This window comes from Mycobacterium sp., assembly GCF_965277065.1.
Lineage (GTDB): Bacteria > Actinomycetota > Actinomycetes > Mycobacteriales > Mycobacteriaceae > Mycobacterium.
In genome coordinates this window covers 182,368-203,546 of sequence record NZ_CBDIBT010000015.1, presented here as the reverse complement: position 1 = coordinate 203,546, position 21,179 = coordinate 182,368, and the positions used below count along the sequence as shown (strand labels likewise).

The window sequence follows — 21,179 nt, the reverse complement described above, 5'->3', positions numbered from 1 at the left end:
AGCTTTCTGGACACGTGTCTGGACTATAGTTTGACAAACTACCCGATGCAACGCGCAGCTAGCGGCGTCAGCTTTGCCGATCCTACCCAGCGGAATGGTTGCGGTGAGTCGAGCACCGTCCTGTTCGACGTTAACGTGGTGTCATGCGCGCGCTGGTCGTCGTCGACGTTCAGAAAGACTTTTGCGAGGGCGGCTCGATGGCCGTGGCCGGCGGGGCTGAACTGGCGGGCGCGATCCGGGACTATCTGGCCGATGGCGCTGATTACCTCCACGTGATCGCCACGCAGGATCAGCACGTCGATCCGGGAGACCACTTCTCCGATCATCCGGATTACATCTCGTCGTGGCCGCCGCACTGCCGGGTCGACAGCGTCGGCGCGGATTTCCACCCTGATCTGGACGCCGGCCGTTTCGAGGCGGTCTTTCGCAAGGGTGCCTACGACGCCGGGTACAGCGGGTTCAGCGGCCACGACGACAGCGGCACGCTGCTCGCCGACTGGCTGCGGCAGCGGAAGATCGACCAGGTCGACGTGGTGGGCATCGCCACCGATCATTGCGTGCGATGGACCGCGGCGGACGCGGCGCGGCAGGGCCTGACCACCCGAGTGCTGGTGGATCTGACCGTCGGCGTCGGGGAGGAGTCCACCGCGGCGGCTCTTGACGCCCTGCGCGCGGCGGGTGTCGCGATCGTGGCAAGCCGATGACGGGCCCGATGGAGTCGGCGTTGCTGGCTGCAGTGGAGCGCTCGCCGGCAGCCGCGGCCGCCCACGATCGCCGGGGCTGGGTAGGTCTGTTCACCGATGATGGACGCGTCGAAGATCCGGTGGGATCGCGGCCGCACGCCGTGGGACTAGGTGACAGATTCGCCGCGCTCCAGGCATTGTCATCCGGTGCGACAATCACTTTCGGTGACGACGAGGCCGCCGATGTCAGCGAGCTCATCGGGCGATGTTCGGGCGCGGCCGTGACGAAGCTGATCGCCGCGGGCGCCACCGTCGCGGCCTCGGTCGCGTCGGTCCAGCGGCGCGGCATTCTGTTCGCCGACGTCGCCCGTGGTGGCACCGGAATTCAGCGGGTGCGCTATTTCGCGCAGTGACGGCCGCCGCGGCTTACCCAGGAACACCACAGCCGGACCTACTACGAAAGAACTACGTTTCCGTCACTGCGAGCCGGAGAGACATCACGAACACCAGCTTTGGTCGCGGTAGACCCTTCGATCGGCGGACCTTGCTACGCGGTGCCGGCGCGATCGGTGCGGCGTCGATGGCGCTGTGGCCCACCGCTTGCAGCTCGGATGACGACGCGCTCACGTTCTTCTTCGCGGCCAATCCCGAAGAGGCAGACGCCCGGCTGCGGGTGATCGATGCGTTTCAGCGCCGGCATCCCGAGATCAAGGTACGGACGGTGCTATCCGGAGCGGACGCGCTGCTGCACGAGTCGATCTACTGTGCGGGAGGTAAGTGCCCGGATGTGTTGATGGCGTGGGAATTCACCTACTCCGGATTGGCCGAGCGGGGCGTGCTACTCGACCTCAACACCATGCTGGCCCACGACAACAAGTTCGCCGCGGAGATCACGTCCGACAGCGTGGCCGCGCTCTACGAGACGTTCTCCTATAACGGCGGACAGTACGCGTTTCCGGAGCAGTGGTCGGGAAATTTCCTGTTCTACAACAAGACACTGTTCACCGAGGCCGGTGTTCCCCTGCCTCCCGGGCGGTGGGATGAGCCGTGGAGTTTCGGCGAATTTCTCGACGCGGCCAAGGCGCTCACCAAGCGTGAGACGACGGGCCGGGTCACGCAATGGGGATTCGTCGACACCTGGGCTCCGTACTATTCGGCCCTGTTGTTCGGCATGAACAACGGTGTCCCGTGGTCGAATCCGCGGGTCAACCCGACGCACCTCAATTTCGATGACGCCGCGTTCATCGACGGAATTCAGTTCTACGCCGATCTGGCCAATCGGCACAATGTCGCTCCCACCGCGTCGGAGGCGCAGTCGATGGCGACGACGGACCTGTTCACCTCCGGTCACGCGGCGATGGCACTCGGCGGGCATTGGCGTTACCAGACACTCGACCGCGCGACCGGTCTGGATTTTGATATCACCGTCCTGCCGGCCGGGCCGAAAGGGCATGGTGCTAAATCGAATATCGGCACCACCGGGCTGGCGATCGCAGCGAGCAGTCCGCGCAAGAAACAGGCGTGGGAGTTCGTGAAGTTCGCCGCCGGCCCAGTGGGACAGGCCGTGATCGCCGAAACCGGGTTATTCGTGCCCGTGTTGAAGTCGGCGATTCACTCGGCAGGTTTCGCCAAGGCGCACAGCCGAATTGGAAATATCGCCGTGCTTACCGGTGGGCCGGCACACGCCGAGGGTCTGCCGGTCACTCCCGACTGGCCGAAGATCGCGGCACTGATAGATCGCAATATCAGCCCGGTGCTGCGCGGTGTGCGTCCCGCGACAACGTTGACCGGCGCGCTGTCGAACCACATCGACGAGGTGCTCCGAACTCCATGACTGCCGCCGATACGTCTACCGCAGTGACGCAGCGTCGCCCGCCGTCGAGGCGACGCGCGCGGGCCGGGCGCTTGTTCGTCGCACCGAATCTGGTCGCGGTCGTCGTGTTCATGCTGTTTCCGCTTGGGTTTTCGTTGTACATGAGCCTGCACAACTGGGACTTGTTCACTCCTGCCACATTCGCCGGCCTCTCTAATTACCGCGACCTGTTCACCGAAGATCCGCTCTTCAGCATCGCCATGCGCAACACGGTGGTCTATGTGGTGGGCACGGTCGTGCCGACCGTCCTCATCAGCCTGGCGGTGGCCGGCGTGCTCAACCGGAACATCAAGGGAATCGGCGTTTTCCGGACGATCATCTTCACGCCGTTGGCGGTGTCATCGGTGGTGATTGCCGTCGTCTGGCAGTTCGTCTTCAACACCAACAACGGGTTGCTCAACATTGTGCTCGGTTGGGTCGGTATCAGCCCGATCCCGTGGCTGGTGGATCCGAAGTGGGCGATGACGTCCCTGTGCATGGTCAGCGTCTGGCGCAGCGTGCCGTTCGCGACCGTGATCTTGTTGGCCGCCATGCAAGGGGTGCCGGAAAACCTTTACGAGGCCGCCCGGCTCGACGGTGCGGGGGAGGTACGCCAGTTCGTGTCGATTACGGTGCCGTTGATCCAATCGGCCGTGTCGTTCGTGGTCGTCATCTCGATCATTCATGCGTTCCAGGCGTTCGATCTCGTGTACGTGCTCACCGGACGTAACGGGGGACCGGAAACGGCGACCTATGTTCTCGGCATCATGTTGTTCCAGCATGCCTTCGCTTTTCTGGAATTCGGCTATGCCTCGGCCTTGGCGTGGGTGATGTTCGGCATCTTGTTGGTCCTGACCGTGGTGCAGCTGCGGCTCGGGCGCCGCCGAGCGGCGCAGGAGGAAAAATCGTGGGCGTGATCGCTCGGGTGCTCAGACCCAAAGCGCTGCGCGGTGTCGCGGTGTACGCGGCCCTAACGGCCATCGCGACCTGTGCGCTCTTCCCGATCCTGTGGGCGGTGTCGGGGTCGTTGAAACGGGCGGGCGAAGTGACCACACCGACACTGTTTCCCGCGCAGCCGCAGTGGTCGAACTATCGAGAAGTATTCGCCCTCATGCCGTTCTGGCGGATGTTCTTCAACTCAGTCCTGTATGCCGGGTGTGTCAGTGCCGGGCAGGTCTTTTTCTGCTCGCTGGCCGGTTACGCGTTCGCGCGATTGCGATTTCGCGGCCGAGATACGTTATTCATCTTGTATTTGGCGACGTTGATGGTTCCGCTGACGGTCACGGTCATCCCGCAGTTCATCTTGATGCGGATCGCCGGACTGACCGACACACCGTGGGCGATGATCGTGCCCGGGTTGTTCGGCAGTGCGTTCGGCACCTACCTGATGCGCCAGTTCTTCCGCACCCTGCCCGACGAACTCGAAGAGGCCGCAATCCTTGACGGCTGTACCCCTTGGCAGATCTATTGGCGCATACTGCTTCCGCATGCAAGGCCGGCGGTGATGGTGCTGGCGGTGCTCACCTGGGTCAACGTCTGGAACGATTTTCTCTGGCCACTGTTGATGATTCAGCGCAACAGCATTTCGACACTCACGCTGGGGCTGGTTCGAATGCAGGGTGAATATGTGTCGCGGTGGCCGGTGTTGATGGCCGCATCCATCCTGATCCTGCTGCCACTGCTGTTCGTGTACGCGATTGCGCAGCGCGCGTTCATACGCGGCATCGCCGTCACCGGGCTGGGTGGGTAGCCGGTGGCTCCGGTGACTTTCGATCAAGCGACGCGGCGCTATTCGGGTGCGGCGTCGCCCGCCGTCGACGACCTGGACCTGAGCGTGGCCGACGGTGAGTTCGTGGTGCTTGTCGGACCCTCCGGGTGCGGCAAGACCACGTCGTTGCGGATGATCGCCGGCCTGGAGCCGGTCGACTCCGGGCGCATCCTGATCGGCGCCCGCGACGTCACCGACGACGATCCGAAGGACCGCGACGTCGCGATGGTCTTCCAGAACTACGCGCTCTACCCGCACATGACGGTCGCGCAGAACTTGGGCTTCGCCCTCAAGATCGCCGGGATCCCGAAAAGTGAAATCCGGGAACGGGTTGTGGATGCGGCCCGGTTACTCGACCTCGAACCGTATCTGGACCGTAAACCAAAAGAACTCTCCGGCGGGCAACGCCAGCGAGTTGCCATGGGACGCGCGATCGTTCGCCGACCGCAGGTCTTCTTGATGGATGAACCGCTGTCCAACCTGGATGCGAAACTGCGGGTGCAGACCCGCAATCAGATTGCCGGGCTGCAACGTAGGCTGGGCACCACCACCGTCTACGTCACCCACGACCAGGTCGAGGCGATGACGATGGGGGATCGGGTCGCGGTGCTGCGTGACGGGGTCCTGCAGCAGTGCGCGGCACCTCGTGAGCTGTACCGGAATCCGGTCAACATGTTCGTGGCGGAGTTCATCGGGTCGCCGGCCATGAACTTGCTGACCGTCCCAGTGGTCGATCACCGCGTTGCCCTGGGAGACTGGTCGATCCCACTGCCACGCGAGATCAGTTCTGCGGCAGAGCAAATCGTCGTCGGCGTTCGGCCGGAACACCTGGAAATCGGTGCAACCGGTGTCGAGATGCAGATCGATGTCGTCGAGGAGCTCGGCGCGGACGCCTATCTGTACGGGCGGATCACCAACGCCAACAACGCATTGACCCACTCAATCGTCGCCCGCACCGACGGCCAGGACCCCCCGCCGCGCGGTTCCCGGGTGCGGGTGCATCCACAACCGGCGCACCTGCATTTCTTCGGCGCCGACGGCGGCCGACTGCTGTAGCGCGTTGACCGCTCACTTAGGGATGTGGGCAGCCATCTGATCGGCCAGCTGACTGGCGATCAATGCCGGATCGCCGTTTTGGCAAACCTTGGCGACAAACAGGACATTACTTTGAATGCGGAAATTGAACGCGCAGCGCCACGGGTCCGGCTGACCGTTGGTCATCCCGGTGATCACCCATTGAGCTCGATCGTCGGCGATATCGGGGGCCTTTACCTCAAACTCGACATGACTTCCTGTTTCGCTGGACACCGACGCCCCGTCGCATCCATCGAGACCTTCGAAAGCGTCGCGGAAATAGCGAGACGCCGTTTCGGCATCAAGATACGTCGCTACCTGTTGGTCGACGATGTGCTGGTAATTGTCTTTCGCCTCGCGGTAGTCCGTGCCGCGATAAGCCGTGTAATCGACGTCGGGCCCGAAAGAGTTCGCATCCGGACCTACCAACACGCTGCATTTCGACTTATCGCCCAAGTCTCGAGCGGCCGGGGGATAGAACACCGTGCTGCTATCGCCGAGGTTGGCGCCCAGGATCTTGCTGGCCTCGGGCACTCCCACGATCAGAGACTTGATCTTGCTGGCTGAGAGGAAGTCTGTCGGCGCAGGGGGCGCGGGCTTGTCTGGGGGCGGTATCCGCGCGCTGATCTGGTCGACAGCGGCCGCCGCAGCGGGCGCGCCGTTCGCCCACGCGCACATCGACGCTTCGACGATGACGTTGTCCTTGACGTGCGCCTGATGATCGCAGCGCCATCCGAGGGGTTGGTTCTTGTCAGTGAACTGCAATGCGCCGAATTTCACGGTGTCGCCGTTGAATGGGCCGGGCGCCAAAATTTTCCAGTTGGCGGGATTATTCTTCGCGGCAATGGTGGCGGAATCGCAGCGGCCCAGCGACGCATATGCATTGTGAAAAATCTCGCTGGCCTTGTCGGACGTTTCGAAAAGCGCGACGTTTTGTGAGAACATCCCAATCAAGCCGTCGTCTTTAGACGCTTGGTTCCGGACGGAGCGATAAGCAGTGAATTCTCCGTCCCCGAGAGCCTCCTTGGTGATCCCGAGCGTCAGGGCACACTCAGGTTTGCTGTAGTCGCCTGACGAGGCGTTGGGGGAGTCGAACTGAGCCCGATCTTGAAGCTGCAGCCCTGCGATCTCGATGACGTCTTCGTCCGGAAGGATCAGTGTTTTGATACTGCTGGCGGACAAAGGTTTTGGGGATGACGCCGGGGTAGCCGGTGCCGCATCGGGAGCGTGCGTTTTGGAGGTTTTCTGCGGCTGCACCGGAAACCACGATGGCGTGTGACTGCCGCACGCCACGAGCAGCAACGCCATTGCCGCAGTGCCGCCGGCGACCAGAACGCGTCGCCGTTGACGATGTGTCATGCAGGTGCTCTCTCGTCTTTCTGGATGCAGGTCGATGATCTGGCTGATGTTAGCCTGCGCATCGAATGCGTTCGAAGGGTATGCAGTAGGTCGTCCGCGATTTCTGGAAATGCCTCGGCGATAGCGGAATTCGTCGATCCATACGGAGGCAAACCGATCTGCGGCGATCTCCCGATACCAGTAGGCATACTGAATAAGCTGCGAAATTCCTTGACGGTATGATTCTGGTCGTGCAAAAGACCACGTGGTCCGGTATGCGTCGCTGATGAGCGACGTGGTCATCAGCTTCACCCTGGACAAACCGGCCGCCTGATGCAGCGATGCTCCCGACGATCACTCTTCTGGGCAGCGATGGTGCTGGCGTTCACCCTGATGCTCGGATGCGCACGCTCCGTCGACGGAACGCCGGTGAGCCCGCCCGGCGCCGCCGCCTTGCCACCAGCATTACCCAAGGCGAAAATCACGCCCCCACAACACGCGAAGTACTACGACATCAGTCGGCTCAGCCAGCTGGAAGGCCAATTCCCGCCGGGTTTCGACCAAATACAGAACACCGCTCTGGCGCCCCTGGGACCCGACGCGGAGAAATTCTTCGCCGTCGGGGTCGGGGACATCGTGAAGGTCGACCCTCCGCTGTGCCGATCGGTGCTCCAACCGGTGCGGCCGCCCCAGGATGCGCAGTACACCATGATCGGCGGGCTCGGGAAGGGAGCGATCCTGGTCGGCGCCGTGAGTTCGCCCACCCCGCTGGGGAAGGCGATCGTCCCCAAAGGTTGTGAGCAGGTCGCGGTCACCCAGCGAGTAGCCGGGCGGGTGGTCGTCGCGAACGTCACCCGCCAGCCTGGGCCGCCCATCGATGGAATCGTCACCACCGAATCCATTGCAGAGGCCGCCCAAGGTGCCACTAAGTCCTACGTCTTCGCCGCGTTCCTCAGCGATACCGTGGCCGTCACCGCCGAGGGCGTTCTTCCCGGAAATCCTGACGCGGAAGATCTTTTGAGCGGCATGCTGGTCAAAGCTGTGGACCTCATCCGCGCGGCCTAGCGGAAACAACAGGGGACTGGCTGTGATACCCGCGCACTTCACTCTGGCCGAGAGCGGCGAATTCGAGCCAACCCAATTCGAAAGCCACTGGGGCGACGATCATCTCAACTGGCCCTCCGTCGTGGGGCTGGCGGCACAGGCGCTTGAAAGCCATTACCTATCAGATAATTTCACGCCCACTCGCCCGGCAGTCGACTTATTTCGCGCAGCACGCTGCCAATGATCCCTTCCCGCCGAAGATTCCGTAGAGCGGCGGCGCTTATCCGCAGGAGGTTGCAATGGCCGGTCAGCGAACGGTTTTCAATCACATCGGGCTGTGTGTCGCCGACACCGCCCGATCGCGTCGCTTCTACGAGGGCCTGCTGGACTTCACCTTCTGGTGGGAACTCGCGCCACCGGACGAGGGCACCGGCCAACTGCTGCAACTGAACGCACCGATCGGCTTGCATGCGACCTACCTCGTGCGCGACGGCCTGGTGCTCGAACTGCTTGCCTATTCCCATCGCACCCTGCAGGCCGGGTCGGATCGCACGATGGATCAGGTCGGACTCACCCACCTGTCGCTGTCGGTATCCGACCTTGGTGCGGCGCTGGCGCGAGTGGAAGAGTTCGGCGGCTCAGTTGTTCCCGAAAGCGTCTCCGATCGCTCGGCGATGATTCGCGACCCGGACGGGCAACTGCTCGAGCTGCTCCCGGATTCGTGGCTAGCCGTCTTGCCGCCGCGCCCGGACCAGCGGCCAGATGCAACGATCGACCCATGACGTCCACACCTGAACTGGCGCACCGCGACTCAGAACCACACATCGTGCTCGGGCTGGTCGGTGATCCCGGTGCGGCAGCCGCGCTGGCGCGCGAACTCGCCGAGACTGCGCTGCACGCCGAGCTCGAGACGCGGTTACCCGGCGCTCGCTGGTGCATCGAGGTCATGGAAGGGCGATTGGTCCAGCCGCCCGCGACCGACGCTGAGATCGTCAGAGCCGCCCGCAAGACACTGCTCCACAAGCAGTGGGACGTCGTCGTCGTGTTGACGGATCTGCCGTTGCACGTTGACCAACATCCGGTCGTGGCTCATGCCAATCCGGTCAGCAACGTCGCGATCGTGTCGGTGCCCGCGCTGGGAGCGATGGGGGCGCGCAATCGGACCCGCGAGGTGATCGGCCGACTGCTGGTGCGGCTGCTCGGGTCGGCTGAAGAACGGGGTGCCGATGCGCAACGCGCGGGTCGCCGGTCACGTCGGGTGACCGTGCAGCGGGTGCGGGAGCTCGGTAGCGATCCGGTCGACGAGGCCTTCTTCTATACCGCCCGCGTGCTGACCGGCAATCTGACGTTGATCAGCGGGATGGTGGCCGCCAATGAGCCGTGGCGGTTGTCACTGCGACTCTCACGCGCATTGACCGGCGCCGTGGCCGCGGGAGTGTTCGGGTTGGTGACCGCAGACATATGGCGGCTCTCGGACGCATATGGATGGGACCGGCTGGCTGGTACGGCGCTGGTGTCGATCCTCGCGACGGTCGCGACCCTGATCATCGGCGCAGAGCTCTGGGAACCCATCGTCAGCCGCGCGGTGCGCAAGCAGGTGATCCTGTTCAACATCGCGACCGCGCTGACGGTGTTGATAGGCGTGACCGTGCTGTATGTCGCCTTGTATCTGTTGGCGCTGATCGCCGCATACTGGTTCGTGGTTCCGCAGATCTGGCGTGACCAGGTCGGCCATCCGGCCTCGCTGCGTGATTACTTTGGATTAGCTTGGCTTACTTCGTCATTGGCAATGATCGGTGGCGCACTGGGTGCGGCGTTGGAACCTGACGAGGCCGTGCGAGCCGCGGCGTATGTGCAGCATTTCGAGGACGAAGCCGATATCGACGAAGCTGCGTGACGCTGGCGCGTCGCTCACGGGGTCTCGGCCCTCTGGCTGTTAGGCTCGCGCCGTACGTTTCGGCACATCCTGGACACGATCATCGACCCGCTCACGGCGTCTCTGTCGGTCGCTCATTCTGCCCTTGGAGCGAGTTTGGATAACTGGCTGACCATCTTCGCGGCTAACAAGGTCGGCGCTACCGCGCGCACGCTCGGTCTTGTCGCATTGTTGTACGCCATCACCGCCGCCGCGCCGGTTATATCGCCCGCCGCGGTCCACGCCAACCCCGGCGCTCCCGTGCAGCGTGTTGGCCGTGCTACGGAGATGTATGGCGAGCCCGCTTTCGCCGCGGCGTACTGGCGCGAGCAACACGCCTCGGACTGCGGGGAAATGGCGGTAGCCGATGTGGTTGGCCAGGTGACGGGACGCCAGCCGACCGAGCAGCAGATCATTGACGTAGCCGAAAATTCCTCCAGCACAGTCGGTCCCGGGCCAATATGGAAGCCAGCGGGATTTACAGATATACGAGACCTTCCGATTCTGCTTTGGCACTACGGAATTAAAGCCGACAATGTGCAGAGCGACATCGACGCCCTCAAGCAAAAGCTGAGAGATGGCCACAAGATCATCGCCATTCTCAACGCCGAAACCATCTGGAACCGGTCCCGGAAGCGAAACGCTGGAAATCACTTCGTAGTGGTGACCGGTATCGACACCAGATCCGGGGTTGTCCATCTCAACGACAGCGCCATCGACACCGGGCGCGACGAGAAGGTCCCCATCGCGACCTTCGAGCAGGCGTGGGCTCCGAACTTCCACTCAGCCATTGTCACCCAGTGATCAGGACATATTCAACGCTACGACCGCGCGGATCAAGGCCTTCAATGCCGTTTGGTTGATCTGGTCGCCTTCATGAATGTCGATGGCACGGCGGGTGTTTCCGTCAAGGCTGGAGTTGAAGAGGCCGACCCAACCAAGTGTGGTTTCCCTACCCAGGCAACGACGTCGTGCTGTGCCAGGGCATGTGTGGTCAGGCGATCTACGTCAACCGCGCCGCCGAGGTGGTCGCCGCCAAGTTATCCACCCAGCATTCGCACGACCCGCACATGTTGTTGGACACGCTGCGCGCATTCGATGCCGTGGCGAACCACTTCAGTGGTCCTCTTGCGCGCGGTTAGTCGAGTCATCAGAACTGTTGCGAGGCAATGGCTTTGCCGAATGGTCGGCCAGGGAGAAGGTACGGCGACCGATCGCGGCTGAAATCACAAGACGACGAACCACACGGCGACGTAGTGACTCACCGCAGCGGCTGCGGTGAAGGCGTGAAAAAACTCGTGATAGCCGAAGGTGCGCGGCCACGGGTTCGGCCAACGAAGGGCGAAGAAGATAACGCCGATGTTGTAGAGCAACCCCCCCGCGACAAGTAGGCCGACGACGATCGGACCTCCGCCGTCGAGCAAGGTGCCGGCGAACCATAGCGCCACGTAGCCGAGCAGAAGGTAGAGCGGTATCCCAACCCACCGCGGCGAGGACGGCCACCACATTTTCAGAGCCACGCCCGCTGCCGCGCCCGTCCATACGATCGCCAGTACTTCGGCTCCGGTGCGCGGCGGCATCGCCAACAGCGCGAACGGGGTGTAACTACCGGCGATGAAAATGAAGATCGCCGAATGGTCCAGCCGTTTCATCCATTTCAAGGCCACCGGATTGTGCCAGTGCTTGCGGTGATAGATGGCGCTGACGCTGAACATCGCGACAATCGTGACGGCGTAGATCAACGTCGCAGATACGGCCTTCTGAGACGACGTGATGCCGGCTACCGACACTAGCGCCAGTCCACCCACTGTGGCGATGGCCGCGCAGCAGAGGTGGATCCATCCGCGTGCACGTGGCCTCCCGATGAGCTCGGCGACGGTATCGGCCAAGCCCTGGGGCAGGTCATCGACGGCCGGGACCACCAACTCGCCCGCTGAAGAAGCTGTCTTCGGGTCTGCGCGGCGCGCTGTCATAACGATATCGTCGCTGGTGGGCGTGCTCGAGCGAGCCGGAAACCGTTCTCAACCGGCGACCCCACGGGCGGCAAGCCGCTCTCCGTTCCAACCATCACGACACTGATACCTATGACCGTACTTGCAGCTTGGTGACAGACCACGACGACGCGCCACGGACCGTAACGGCTTGGGTGTCTGCGCTGGTACTTGTCGGGGGCTATCGTTGACGCGATGCCTGTCCCCGCGTCCGCAGCCGCGGCTCATGTGGAGGGCGTCGAACGGTTTTTGACCAGTTACCGTTCGATTCCCTCGACGGCTGCTGTCCGACTGGCGAAGCCCACTTCTAATCTGTTCCGGGACCGCGCGAAACTCAGCACCCCTGGACTCGACGTTGCGGGGCTGACGAACGTCATTTCGGTCGACCCCGACGCGGGCACCGCCGATGTGGCCGGGATGTGCACTTACGAAGATCTGGTGGCGGCAACGCTGCCGTATGGCCTTTCGCCGCTGGTAGTCCCGCAGTTGAAGACCATCACGCTGGGCGGCGCGGTCGCCGGGTTGGGCATCGAGTCGGCCTCATTCCGCAACGGCCTGCCTCATGAGTCGGTGCTGGAGCTCGACATCCTCACCGGCACAGGAGAATTGCTCACGGTCTCACCCCAGCAGCACCCTGATCTTTTCCGCGCGTACCCGAATTCGTATGGCACGCTGGGATATTCCACACGGCTACGCATCCAGTTGGAAGCCGTCAACCCGTTCGTCGGGCTGCGGCATGTGCGGTTCCACTCGCTAGACCACCTGATGGCGGCGATGGATCGGATCATTGACACCGGTGAGTTCGAGGATGTCTCTGTCGACTATCTCGACGGCGTGGTCTTCAGCGCCACCGAAAGCTACCTGACTCTCGGTCAGCGCACCGAGGCTGCCGGCCCGGTCAGTGACTACACCGGACAACGCATCTACTACCGCTCCATCCAGCACGACACCGGCACCACAGAAGACTGGTTGACGATGCACGACTACTTCTGGCGATGGGACACCGACTGGTTCTGGTGCTCAGGTGCTTTCGGCGCGCAGAATCCCCGTCTGCGACGATGGTGGCCGCGGCGCTACCGCCGCAGCAGCGTGTACTGGAAGCTGGTGGCACTCGACCGTCGGTTCGGTATCGCTGACTGCATCGAAAAGCGTAATGGCCGTCGGCCTCGTGAACGGGTGGTCCAGGATGTGGAGCTCCCACTGGAACGCACGACAGAGTTCTTGGAATGGTTCCTCAATACCGTACCGATCGCCCCGATCTGGTTGTGCCCGTTACGCTTACGTGATCGCGAAGGATGGTCGCTGTATCCGATCCGGCCGGGTCACAGCTACGTCAATGTCGGCTTCTGGTCGTCGGTTCCAGTGGGCGCGACCGATGGCGCGACGAATCGATTGATCGAGGAGAAGGTCGGGTCGCTGGACGGACACAAGTCGCTGTACTCCGACTCCTACTACGGCAGAGAAGAGTTCGACGAACTCTACGGCGGCGAGACCTATAAGACCGCGAAGAAGGCCTACGATCCGGATTCTCGCTTCCTCGATCTCTACGCAAAGGCAGTGCAACGACGATGACGGCTACCGAGGACCCGGTGTCGACCGCGACGGGCAAGTTGAGCCTCGCCGAGGTCTTGGCGGTCTTCACCCGCGGAGCCACGGAATCACTACGGTTCACTGCCTACGACGGCAGTTGCGCCGGAGCCGAAGACGCCGCGCTGGGAATGGACCTGCTGACTCCTCGCGGTACGACCTATCTGGCCACTGCGCCGGGTGAGCTCGGCCTGGCCCGGGCATATGTCGCCGGTGACATCGAGGCGCGCGGTGTCCACCCAGGCGATCCCTACGACGTACTCAAGTTGCTAGCCGAAAAGGTCGAATTCACCAGGCCCTCAGCGCGTCTGATGGCCAGCATCATCCGCGCGGTCGGTATCGAGCATCTTCTGCCGGCAGCGCCGCCACCGCAGGAGATGCTGCCCCGGTGGCGCCGAATGGCCGAGGGCCTGCGGCACAGCAAGACTCGCGACGCCGGGGCGATCCAACACCACTACGACGTCTCCAACCTCTTTTATGAGTGGGTCTTGGGGCCGTCGATGACGTACACGTGTGCGGTCTACCCGGAGTCCGGAGCAACGCTGGAGGTCGCCCAGGACAACAAGTACCGGCTGATCTTCGAGAAGCTGAGGCTGCGGGCGGGGGACCGGCTACTCGACGTCGGCTGCGGCTGGGGTGGCATGGTGCGCTACGCGGCCCGACGCGGTGTCCACGTGATCGGCGCGACTCTGTCCGCGGAGCAGGCTGCCTGGGCTCAAAAAGCCATCGAGTCCGAAGGCCTGGGCAACCTGGCCGCGGTGCGTCACTGTGACTATCGCGACGTCGGCGAAACCGGTTTCGACGCAGTCTCTTCGATCGGATTGACCGAGCACATCGGCGTCAAGAACTATCCCAGCTATTTTGAGTTCCTCAAGTCCAAGTTGCGCACCGACGGATTGCTGCTCAACCATTGCATCACCCGCAACAACAACAAGTCGAACTATCGCGCGAGCAGCTTCACCGATCGCTACGTCTTCCCGGACGGCGAGCTGACCGGCTCAGGCCGCATCCTCTCGCACATCCAAGACACCGGATTCGAGGTGTTGCACACCGAGAATTTTCGTCACCACTACGCCATGACGTTGCGTGACTGGTCCCGCAACCTCGTCGCGCACTGGGACGACGCTGTCGCCGAGGTTGGCATCGCCACAGCGAAGGTGTGGGGCCTGTACATGGCGGCATCCCGGGTGGCGTTTGAACAGAACAATATTCAGCTACACCATGTGCTGGCGTCCAAGCTCGCCGAGCACGGCACCGACGCCCTGCCACTGCGCCCTTGGTGGCACCCCTAGCTTCTGCCACAGCGTAACTCGCAGCCGGTTTACTGGTAATCCCGGTTATCCACGAACCTGTGTTTGCGCTGACGAGGAGTAAGCCGGGACTTTAAGGGTTCTCAGCTGCCACCCTGGGTAGCCATCGTCGGGTAGACCTTCGAACTGATTGGCCCCGGTGTCGAACCGCGGAAACAGGAGGCGCTCCTGCCAATCTTCGATGTGTGCACTTGGCATCAAAATAGGTTTGGACAGCTCCGAGTAGTTGTGAACTGCATCAATAGCGAAACTCACGGCGATAGCGTACCGTCAATCTACGTTAGCAAGAGAGGTGGCGCCCGGTGAGCACAAGCGAAGAACTCGACGAGATCATCCGCGATCGGTTCGAGATCAGCCGCGCAGACTTCGTTGACGCACTGAAAACCCTCCCGGCCCTGCGGCCATGGGCCACAACCCTGACCGCCGAGGAAGCCCGACTCCTCGACCACGCCGACTTCTCCGAAGATCCCGACTCCTACATCGCGGCCAGCGCCGAGATCGCCGGCCACACCGGCCGCCTCGCAGTCACCGCTTTCACCCCCGAGAAAGTCCGCACCGGCCTGGGCATCAGCGACTCTCGAGTCCGCCAAAAGCGAGCAGCCGGCGAACTCTGGGCAATCCCCGACGGCCAATCCTGGCTGTTCCCAGCGTCTCAATTCGACGTCGACCGCGAAACCGGCGCCCCACTGCGCCAGGTCCGCGGCCTCGCCGAAGTATTCAAAGCACTTCCGCCCGACCTACACCCAGTCGCCGTCGACGGATTCCTCCACACACCGCAACCCGACCTGTACCAAGGCCAGCCACAATCACCACTGGACTGGCTCCGCGACGGCGGCGACGTCGACGCCGTAGTCGCGTCCGCCACCGCGGCCGACTGGTACAGCCGTTGACCTCCGGCCTACCCGGTCCACCACGCACCTCAGACCTCCGTGCCATCGGCATCCTCGCCGACGAATACCTCACGATCACACCAGCCGAGATATGGTGGCGCATCCACCGCACCCAGGGCGCGCATGTGTTGGCGTGGAACGCCTTTCGCAGCTACGGCCCAGTGCTGCGATTCGACCCGCACCCACCGCCGGCCCGCACCCACGCCACCCACGGCATCTGGTACGGCGCGTCCAACCCCCTCGCCGCACTCGCGGAAGCCTTCCAAACCGACCGCACCATGGACCGATTCCGCGAAATGCCGTTCCTGACCGGACTGCAATTTACCCGCGAAATCCGACTCCTCGACCTGTCCACCCACAGCACCGGCTCCTGGGCCATCCGCTCCGGAGGCGCCTACGCACTATCCACCGGGCCGCACTCAATCGCCCAACGCTGGGCCCGGCGCATCGTCGAAGCCTTCCCCGACCTCGACGGAATCCACTACAACAGCCGCTTCTCCGGCCAAGGATGCATGGCCCTCTTCACATCGGCCAGCAACGCCATGCCCACCAGACCCGCACTGTCACTACCCCTGACCCACCCAGGACTCGCTCCCCGAATCACAGCTGCCGCAAAGCGTTTGGGCTACCTCGTCCTTTAACCGGACACGATTGCGTGCTCGACTGGTGCGAACTGCTGAGGATAATCATGCGTCATCGCATAAGCACATGCGTATATGCATGATACGATGCTGCTATGCCTAAGACGGTTCAGATTCGCGACATAGACGACGATATATATGCGGCGTTGGTCCGTCGTGCCGCGGAAGAGGGGATCACGGTGCCCGAGTTGCTGCGCCGTGAGGCGGCCCGGCTGGCGGCGCGGCCCTCGATTGCGCAGTGGTTGACGCGGACCGGTCGTCGACCCTCGGAGGTGTCCACGGCTGAGGTGTTGGAGAGTTTGGATGAGTGGCGCGGCGAGTGGCCCAATGCTGGTCGTTGACGCGTCCTGTTTATTCGAGGTCGTCGCGGACACGCCCCGAGCGGGCGCGATCGGGGCGCGTTTGGCGGCAGACGTCGATCAGATGGCACCGCACGTGATCGACGTCGAGGTGATGGGGGTCGTCCGGGCCCAGTACTTGCGGGGGCGATTGGACGGCACGGCTGCGCGGCAGGCCGTCACGGACTTGCGCGATTGGCCGGGTGAGCGTGTCGGGCACCGGTGGCTGTTGGAGCGTGCGTGGCAGCTGCGGGATTCGGTGCGGGGATGGGACGCCTTCTACGTGGCACTCGCGGAGGCATTCGATGCGACTCTGGTGACGATGGATGAGCGGCTTGCGCGCGCGCATGGACCGACCTGCATGATCGACGTCCTAAGAGGGGGTCACTGACCATTTGCAAAGCGGTTGCGCGTCATCGTCTTCCAGCCTCAAAAACGTCACAGTGACGTATGCTAAGAATTAAGAAAGGCGCCGGCCCACAGGGGCGTTGGGTGAATGCGGCAAACCGAGCAGCGGGACATGCGACCCACGGTGTCGGAATGAAATCACGAGACAAGCTGCAAACCCGTCAGGGAATGAGTACAGAGAATCAGTGCCGTGACGTGCCTCAGGTCGGCCAACCGTCAAGGGGTGCGAGCGCTTTCATCTGATGCAACCCTCAACAGTTCTTTGCCGATAAGCGACATTATGTCAAGTCATGCTCCCGCATATTGCCCTGTTGCCCAACGCTTTTCGACATCGAGCAGCAGCCCAGCAGCATCCCTACTGGTGATGAGGATGGGTGACCGACCGGAGCTCAAGCCGCGGGATTCCTGCAAAGTCGGTTGGATTGCACGTGTAGAGCGGCAGCGCACGCGCGATCGCGCTCGCCGCGATGAGCGCGTCATACGCGCGCGCCGCCGGTTTGCGCCCTGATGCGCGCAGTGCCGCCGCCACAGCGCCAAATGCCCGCGCGCAATCACCATCGAACGGAAGAACATCAAAGTCGACCTCGGCCTGCTGCAGATGCTGCTGACGCGCACTGCGCTCGGCATCGTCGAGCGCTACATGCGGACCTACGGAAAGCTCGGCCAGCGTTATCGCGCTGATCACCGATTCGTCGGGAAGCTCGGTTGGGTCGGATATCTGGCCGAGGAGGATCACCGTGGACGTGTCCAGCATCCCCTGGCCCGAAGTCTCCGTCACGCCGACGGGTTGATCAGGTTGTCGATGTCGCGCCGGAGCGCATCTGGGTTCACCTGCGGAAGATTCTTGCGGCGACGAATGAGTTCTGCCGGGCCGGCGCTGGATCGGGGCAAGGGGCGGAGCTCGGCCACCGGCGTGCCGTCGCGAGTAACGACGATGTGTTCGCCGTGCTCGACGCGTCGCAGGACTTCTCCCCCATTGTTCCGAAGATCGCGCACCGTCACCGTGTCCATACGGCAAGTGTATCACCGGTGAGACGGCTGGCGCAGGGACTTGGCTGCACCAACTATCACGCGAATATGCGGGAATCGAATATGCGGCTTTACCAGTAATCATCCCGCATATTACGTTGTGCGCCAAGGGATTGCGAGCCGTATGCCGCCGCCCGTTGAGGTTTCCGGCTCAGATGGCGCCCCGCTCCACCACCCATTGATGCCGGAACGGCAGTACTTCTGCGGCAATCTCAAAATCGGCATGATAGTGAACCAGTGTCACGTCGTGGGTACTGGCGAGAGTGGCGATCAGGAGGTCGGCCATGCCGACCGCACGGTGGCGGCCAGTGCTGGCTAACTGCTGTTGCGCCTCCAATGCGGTCTGCCAGTCTTCGTCGTTGGTTGGCAGATATTCGTACGCCAACCGACGATCCGACCGGAGCTGCTCGTAATGGGCAGCATTGCGGGCGCTGTAGAGCGCCTCGGCATCGAGCTGAGCTGTGGTCGCAACCAATCCGGCCTCGATGAGTGGGGCAAGCCAGGCGGCGACCTCAGGCTGTGTCATGCGTGCTGCGGCACTGGTATCGATGAGGTGGCGGGCGATCAGCGCCACACGTCACCACGTTGATCGGGATCAGCCATCTTCCCTAGGCCACCAGCTTGCAACCATGCGACCTGGCGTGCGCGAGCAGACGATGCTGCTGCTTGCTGCAAGGCGATGCGCACGGTGTCCGATACACCGCTTGTGCTCAGTTCCTTTTGCGCGGCGGCCAACAGGTCGTCGTCTAGGTCGATTAGGCGCTTTGTCATGTCACAAGCCTCCATGTGTATATACCCGAATTCGATTTAGTATATACACTGTCAGGGACTGCAACGCCTCTACGACGGAGAACCCGGCCCCCGACTGCCGGTCAGAGTTTATCCGGAAACCGAATATGCGGCTTTACCGGCAGAGTACCGCGCATTCCCTATTATGTTGTGCCCCAACATATTTTGTGTTTGCTGTGATCACCGATAACTCCATCCAGGGATGGATCGAGCACTGTCGCACTGTGTAGCGCTCACGGATCGAGGATGACGCGTAAGGCCGCATCAACGCGGCGCAGTTCGTTGAAGCTTAGGAACCCGACGCTCTTGCCGAGCCGGCCCGGGTCGACCGCAGTAGTCTGCTCGGCAAGAACCCGGGTGTTGACGCCGTCGATCTCAACCTCGGGTCGGAAGCTGGCGGCGCGAGCCGACGTCGATGTTGGCGCAATTAGCCAGGTCGACAGCGGCAAGTGATCTGATTGGACTACTACGGCGTATCGGGACCCGGATTGCTCGTGACTTCGACTCCCCCGCGGGGCATGCAACCGAAAGACCTCACCACGCACGCAGCGTCTCCATGTCGCGCAGCACTTGCAGGGCCTCGGCTCCAGTCTTCCCCGGCGCACCAGCATCGCCAGGTCGCTCAAGGAGGAATACGGCGAAATCAAATATGGCCGGTTACCGGTAGACCTACCCCGTTTCGGTTGTGGCCCAAAATTTTTCAGACTTCGCAGGCAACGCGCTGTGCGTGGTCGACGTCTGCATCTGTTCGGGCCAATCATTCCCCGACGAGATGACGTGGTCATCGCGCACACTAGGACACGCATCCGACGCCGGGAGGGCTGAAACCGGAATGAGCCCGGCCGCCGAATTCGACTACATCATCGTGGGAGCAGGCAGCGCAGGCTGCTTGCTCGCCAATCGGCTCAGCGCTAATCCTGACCGCCGCGTGCTCCTTGTCGAGGCCGGCGGCAAAGATGACTGGTTCTGGATCAAGGTGCCAGTGGGCTATCTGTACACAATCGCCAACCCTCGCACCGATTGGTGCTTCACGACGGAGCCCGACCCCGGCCTGGCCGGCCGCAGCATTCACTACGCGCGAGGTCGGGTGGTCGGCGGCTGCTCGTCGATCAACGCGATGATCCACATGCGCGGACAGGCAAGCGACTACGACCTGTGGGCCCAGGCGACCGGTGACGAAAGATGGCGCTGGGGTGGCTCGGACTCTCCCGGCGAAACGCTGGCGATCTACAAGAAGTTGGAGGACTACTTCGGCGGCGCCGACGACTGGCACGGCGTCGGTGGTGAGATCCGCGTCGAGCGGCCTCGCGTGCGCTGGAAGATTCTGGACGCCTGGCAGGCCGCCGCCGCTCAGCTGGGCATCGCGCCGATCGATGAGTTCAACCGGGGTGTCAACGCCGGCTCTGCGTACTTTCACGTGAACCAACGACGTGGTCGTCGCTGGTCGATGGCCGATGCCTTCCTGCATCCCATCGCCCACCGACCCAACCTCACCGTCTACACACAGACGCAGGCTGTAAGGCTCGTGATGGACGACCAGGTCCACGAGGATCAGCGTCGCGGCGCCTGGACCACGGCGCAGCAACGCGTCACCGGCCTGCAACTCCTCAGAGGCGAACACATCGTCGAAGTCCGAGCCCGCCAGGAGGTGATCCTCAGCGCCGGAACGATCGGATCGCCGCATCTGATGCAAGTCTCGGGCCTGGGACCGGCAGGTCTGCTTGCCCGGCATCAAGTGCCGGTGGCCGTCGATCTGCCAGGAGTGGGCGAAAACCTCCAGGACCATCTGCAGCTTCGAACGGTCTACCGGATCCGGGGTGCCCGGACCGTCAATACGCTGTACCGGAACTGGATCAGCCGTGCGGGCATGGGACTCCAGTACCTGCTGTCGCGATCGGGACCCATGACCATGCCGCCTTCCACCCTGGGGGCTTTCGCCAAAAGCGACCCCGCGCTCGACAGCGCCGATCTGGAGTGGCATGTGCAGCCCTTGTCTTTGCCGAAGTTCGGCGAACCGCTGCACCCCTTCGGAGCGATCACTCCCTCGGTCTGCAATTTGAGACCCACCTCGCGAGGACATGTGCGCGTGGCCAGTGCAGATCCCCTGACTTACCCCAAGATTTTCTGCAACTACTTGTCGACTGACGCCGATCGGCAAATCGCCGTGCGGGGCCTCCGGATGACCCGCCAGATCATGGCCGCGCCTGCTCTGGCCCGCTACGGCCCGCAAGAGTTGCTTCCCGGCCCGCAACTGGTGAGCGACGAAGAGCTCCAGCAAGCGGCCGGTGAACTCGGTACGACCATTTTCCACCCGGTGGGCACCAGCGCGATGGGAAGCTTCGACGCCCGCGGTCGGCCACGGTCGGCCGCCACGGTGCTCGACACCGACTGCCGCGTGTATCGCGTCGCCGGCCTTCGAGTGGTTGATGCGTCGGCGATGCCCACCATTATCTCCGGCAATACCAATGCGCCGGTCATGCTCATCGCGGAGCGCGCAGCGCGGGCGATTACGGGATAGACGA

Annotated in this window: 24 protein-coding genes and 2 pseudogenes; 18 read left to right on the top strand and 8 right to left on the bottom strand. The window is 62.9% G+C overall.

What is annotated here, in order from left to right:
- Positions 1-143 precede the first annotated feature (143 nt).
- The 6 genes from ACQY5A_RS05200 to ACQY5A_RS05175 all read left to right on the top strand — a co-directional run bounded on the left by ACQY5A_RS05200 (position 144) and on the right by ACQY5A_RS05175 (position 5,359).
- On the top strand, positions 144-704 hold the full coding sequence (locus ACQY5A_RS05200; RefSeq protein ID WP_428339318.1) for an isochorismatase family protein: 561 nt from the start codon (positions 144-146) through the stop codon (positions 702-704).
- Entirely contained in the window at positions 701-1,096 is a 396-nt protein-coding gene (locus ACQY5A_RS05195; RefSeq protein WP_428339317.1) for a hypothetical protein, read from the top strand. The genes ACQY5A_RS05200 and ACQY5A_RS05195 overlap by 4 nt, the downstream gene beginning before the upstream one ends.
- 167 nt (positions 1,097-1,263) lie before the next feature.
- Entirely contained in the window at positions 1,264-2,517 is a 1,254-nt protein-coding gene (locus ACQY5A_RS05190) for an ABC transporter substrate-binding protein (RefSeq protein WP_428339316.1), read from the top strand.
- A 23-nt stretch (positions 2,518-2,540) separates the two neighbouring features.
- Positions 2,541-3,452, top strand: a complete 912-nt coding sequence (locus ACQY5A_RS05185) for a carbohydrate ABC transporter permease (RefSeq protein ID WP_428339408.1) — start codon at positions 2,541-2,543, stop codon at positions 3,450-3,452.
- On the top strand, positions 3,443-4,285 hold the full coding sequence (locus ACQY5A_RS05180) for a carbohydrate ABC transporter permease (protein ID WP_428339315.1): 843 nt from the start codon (positions 3,443-3,445) through the stop codon (positions 4,283-4,285). The genes ACQY5A_RS05185 and ACQY5A_RS05180 overlap by 10 nt, the downstream gene beginning before the upstream one ends.
- 3 nt (positions 4,286-4,288) lie before the next feature.
- A complete protein-coding gene (locus tag ACQY5A_RS05175) occupies positions 4,289-5,359 on the top strand; it encodes an ABC transporter ATP-binding protein (RefSeq protein ID WP_428339314.1) in 1,071 nt (356 codons plus the stop codon).
- A 12-nt stretch (positions 5,360-5,371) separates the two neighbouring features.
- Here ACQY5A_RS05175 and ACQY5A_RS05170 read toward each other — a convergent pair whose 3' ends face one another.
- Positions 5,372-7,018, bottom strand: a complete 1,647-nt coding sequence (locus ACQY5A_RS05170) for a sensor domain-containing protein (protein WP_428339313.1) — start codon at positions 7,016-7,018, stop codon at positions 5,372-5,374.
- Between the two features lie 69 nt (positions 7,019-7,087).
- Here ACQY5A_RS05170 and ACQY5A_RS05165 point away from each other — a divergent pair, with 69 nt between their 5' ends.
- From ACQY5A_RS05165 to ACQY5A_RS05150, 4 genes are all read left to right on the top strand, one after another.
- On the top strand, positions 7,088-7,780 hold the full coding sequence (locus ACQY5A_RS05165; RefSeq protein ID WP_428339311.1) for a hypothetical protein: 693 nt from the start codon (positions 7,088-7,090) through the stop codon (positions 7,778-7,780).
- A 278-nt stretch (positions 7,781-8,058) separates the two neighbouring features.
- A complete protein-coding gene (locus tag ACQY5A_RS05160; protein WP_428339310.1) occupies positions 8,059-8,541 on the top strand; it encodes a VOC family protein in 483 nt (160 codons plus the stop codon).
- Positions 8,538-9,656, top strand: coding sequence for a hypothetical protein (locus ACQY5A_RS05155; protein WP_428339309.1), 1,119 nt, complete (start codon positions 8,538-8,540; stop codon positions 9,654-9,656). Before ACQY5A_RS05160 ends, ACQY5A_RS05155 begins: the two co-directional genes overlap by 4 nt.
- A 135-nt stretch (positions 9,657-9,791) precedes the next feature.
- Positions 9,792-10,478 carry a C39 family peptidase gene (locus ACQY5A_RS05150; protein ID WP_428339307.1) on the top strand — a complete coding sequence of 229 codons (687 nt, stop codon included), beginning with the start codon at positions 9,792-9,794 and terminating at the stop codon, positions 10,476-10,478.
- Here the strand turns inward: ACQY5A_RS05150 and ACQY5A_RS05145 are convergent.
- Positions 10,479-10,604: pseudogene (locus tag ACQY5A_RS05145) on the bottom strand (DUF1801 domain-containing protein); the annotation flags it as partial.
- A gap of 5 nt (positions 10,605-10,609) precedes the next feature.
- Here ACQY5A_RS05145 and ACQY5A_RS05140 point away from each other — a divergent pair.
- Positions 10,610-10,816, top strand: a pseudogene (locus ACQY5A_RS05140) (serine hydrolase domain-containing protein); the annotation flags it as partial.
- An 84-nt stretch (positions 10,817-10,900) separates the two neighbouring features.
- On the opposite strand, the gene trhA reads toward ACQY5A_RS05140, so the two are convergent.
- A complete protein-coding gene (trhA, locus tag ACQY5A_RS05135) occupies positions 10,901-11,647 on the bottom strand; it encodes a PAQR family membrane homeostasis protein TrhA (RefSeq protein WP_428339306.1) in 747 nt (248 codons plus the stop codon).
- A 213-nt stretch (positions 11,648-11,860) separates the two neighbouring features.
- Here trhA and ACQY5A_RS05130 point away from each other — a divergent pair, with 213 nt between their 5' ends.
- The 6 genes from ACQY5A_RS05130 (at position 11,861) to ACQY5A_RS05105 (ending at position 16,822) form a co-directional block, all read left to right on the top strand.
- Positions 11,861-13,237 (top strand): FAD-binding oxidoreductase, encoded by a 1,377-nt coding sequence (locus ACQY5A_RS05130; protein ID WP_428339305.1) that lies wholly within the window; start codon positions 11,861-11,863, stop codon positions 13,235-13,237.
- Positions 13,234-14,544 carry a class I SAM-dependent methyltransferase gene (locus ACQY5A_RS05125; RefSeq protein WP_428339304.1) on the top strand — a complete coding sequence of 437 codons (1,311 nt, stop codon included), beginning with the start codon at positions 13,234-13,236 and terminating at the stop codon, positions 14,542-14,544. The genes ACQY5A_RS05130 and ACQY5A_RS05125 overlap by 4 nt, the downstream gene beginning before the upstream one ends.
- Before the next feature lie 320 nt (positions 14,545-14,864).
- Entirely contained in the window at positions 14,865-15,452 is a 588-nt protein-coding gene (locus ACQY5A_RS05120) for a hypothetical protein (protein WP_428339303.1), read from the top strand.
- Positions 15,449-16,093 carry an RES family NAD+ phosphorylase gene (locus ACQY5A_RS05115; protein WP_428339302.1) on the top strand — a complete coding sequence of 215 codons (645 nt, stop codon included), beginning with the start codon at positions 15,449-15,451 and terminating at the stop codon, positions 16,091-16,093. Before ACQY5A_RS05120 ends, ACQY5A_RS05115 begins: the two co-directional genes overlap by 4 nt.
- 95 nt (positions 16,094-16,188) lie before the next feature.
- Positions 16,189-16,434, top strand: coding sequence for a hypothetical protein (locus tag ACQY5A_RS05110; RefSeq protein WP_428339301.1), 246 nt, complete (start codon positions 16,189-16,191; stop codon positions 16,432-16,434).
- Positions 16,421-16,822: a type II toxin-antitoxin system VapC family toxin gene (locus tag ACQY5A_RS05105; protein WP_428339300.1), complete on the top strand. Its 402-nt coding sequence runs from the start codon at positions 16,421-16,423 to the stop codon at positions 16,820-16,822. Before ACQY5A_RS05110 ends, ACQY5A_RS05105 begins: the two co-directional genes overlap by 14 nt.
- Before the next feature lie 372 nt (positions 16,823-17,194).
- Here ACQY5A_RS05105 and ACQY5A_RS05100 read toward each other — a convergent pair whose 3' ends face one another.
- From ACQY5A_RS05100 to ACQY5A_RS05080, 5 genes are all read right to left on the bottom strand, one after another.
- Complete coding sequence (locus tag ACQY5A_RS05100; protein ID WP_428339299.1) at positions 17,195-17,593, bottom strand: type II toxin-antitoxin system VapC family toxin; 399 nt, start codon at positions 17,591-17,593, stop codon at positions 17,195-17,197.
- A 20-nt stretch (positions 17,594-17,613) separates the two neighbouring features.
- The gene (locus tag ACQY5A_RS05095; protein ID WP_428339298.1) at positions 17,614-17,850 is read right to left on the bottom strand and encodes a type II toxin-antitoxin system Phd/YefM family antitoxin; all 237 of its coding nucleotides are present in this window, start codon (positions 17,848-17,850) and stop codon (positions 17,614-17,616) included.
- A gap of 169 nt (positions 17,851-18,019) precedes the next feature.
- Positions 18,020-18,442 (bottom strand): PIN domain-containing protein, encoded by a 423-nt coding sequence (locus ACQY5A_RS05090; protein ID WP_428339297.1) that lies wholly within the window; start codon positions 18,440-18,442, stop codon positions 18,020-18,022.
- Positions 18,433-18,639, bottom strand: a complete 207-nt coding sequence (locus tag ACQY5A_RS05085; RefSeq protein ID WP_428339296.1) for a DUF2191 domain-containing protein — start codon at positions 18,637-18,639, stop codon at positions 18,433-18,435. The genes ACQY5A_RS05090 and ACQY5A_RS05085 overlap by 10 nt, the downstream gene beginning before the upstream one ends.
- Before the next feature lie 251 nt (positions 18,640-18,890).
- Complete coding sequence (locus ACQY5A_RS05080) at positions 18,891-19,202, bottom strand: type II toxin-antitoxin system PemK/MazF family toxin (protein ID WP_428339295.1); 312 nt, start codon at positions 19,200-19,202, stop codon at positions 18,891-18,893.
- A 287-nt stretch (positions 19,203-19,489) separates the two neighbouring features.
- Here ACQY5A_RS05080 and ACQY5A_RS05075 point away from each other — a divergent pair, with 287 nt between their 5' ends.
- Positions 19,490-21,175 carry a GMC family oxidoreductase gene (locus ACQY5A_RS05075; protein ID WP_428339294.1) on the top strand — a complete coding sequence of 562 codons (1,686 nt, stop codon included), beginning with the start codon at positions 19,490-19,492 and terminating at the stop codon, positions 21,173-21,175.
- Positions 21,176-21,179 lie beyond the last annotated feature (4 nt).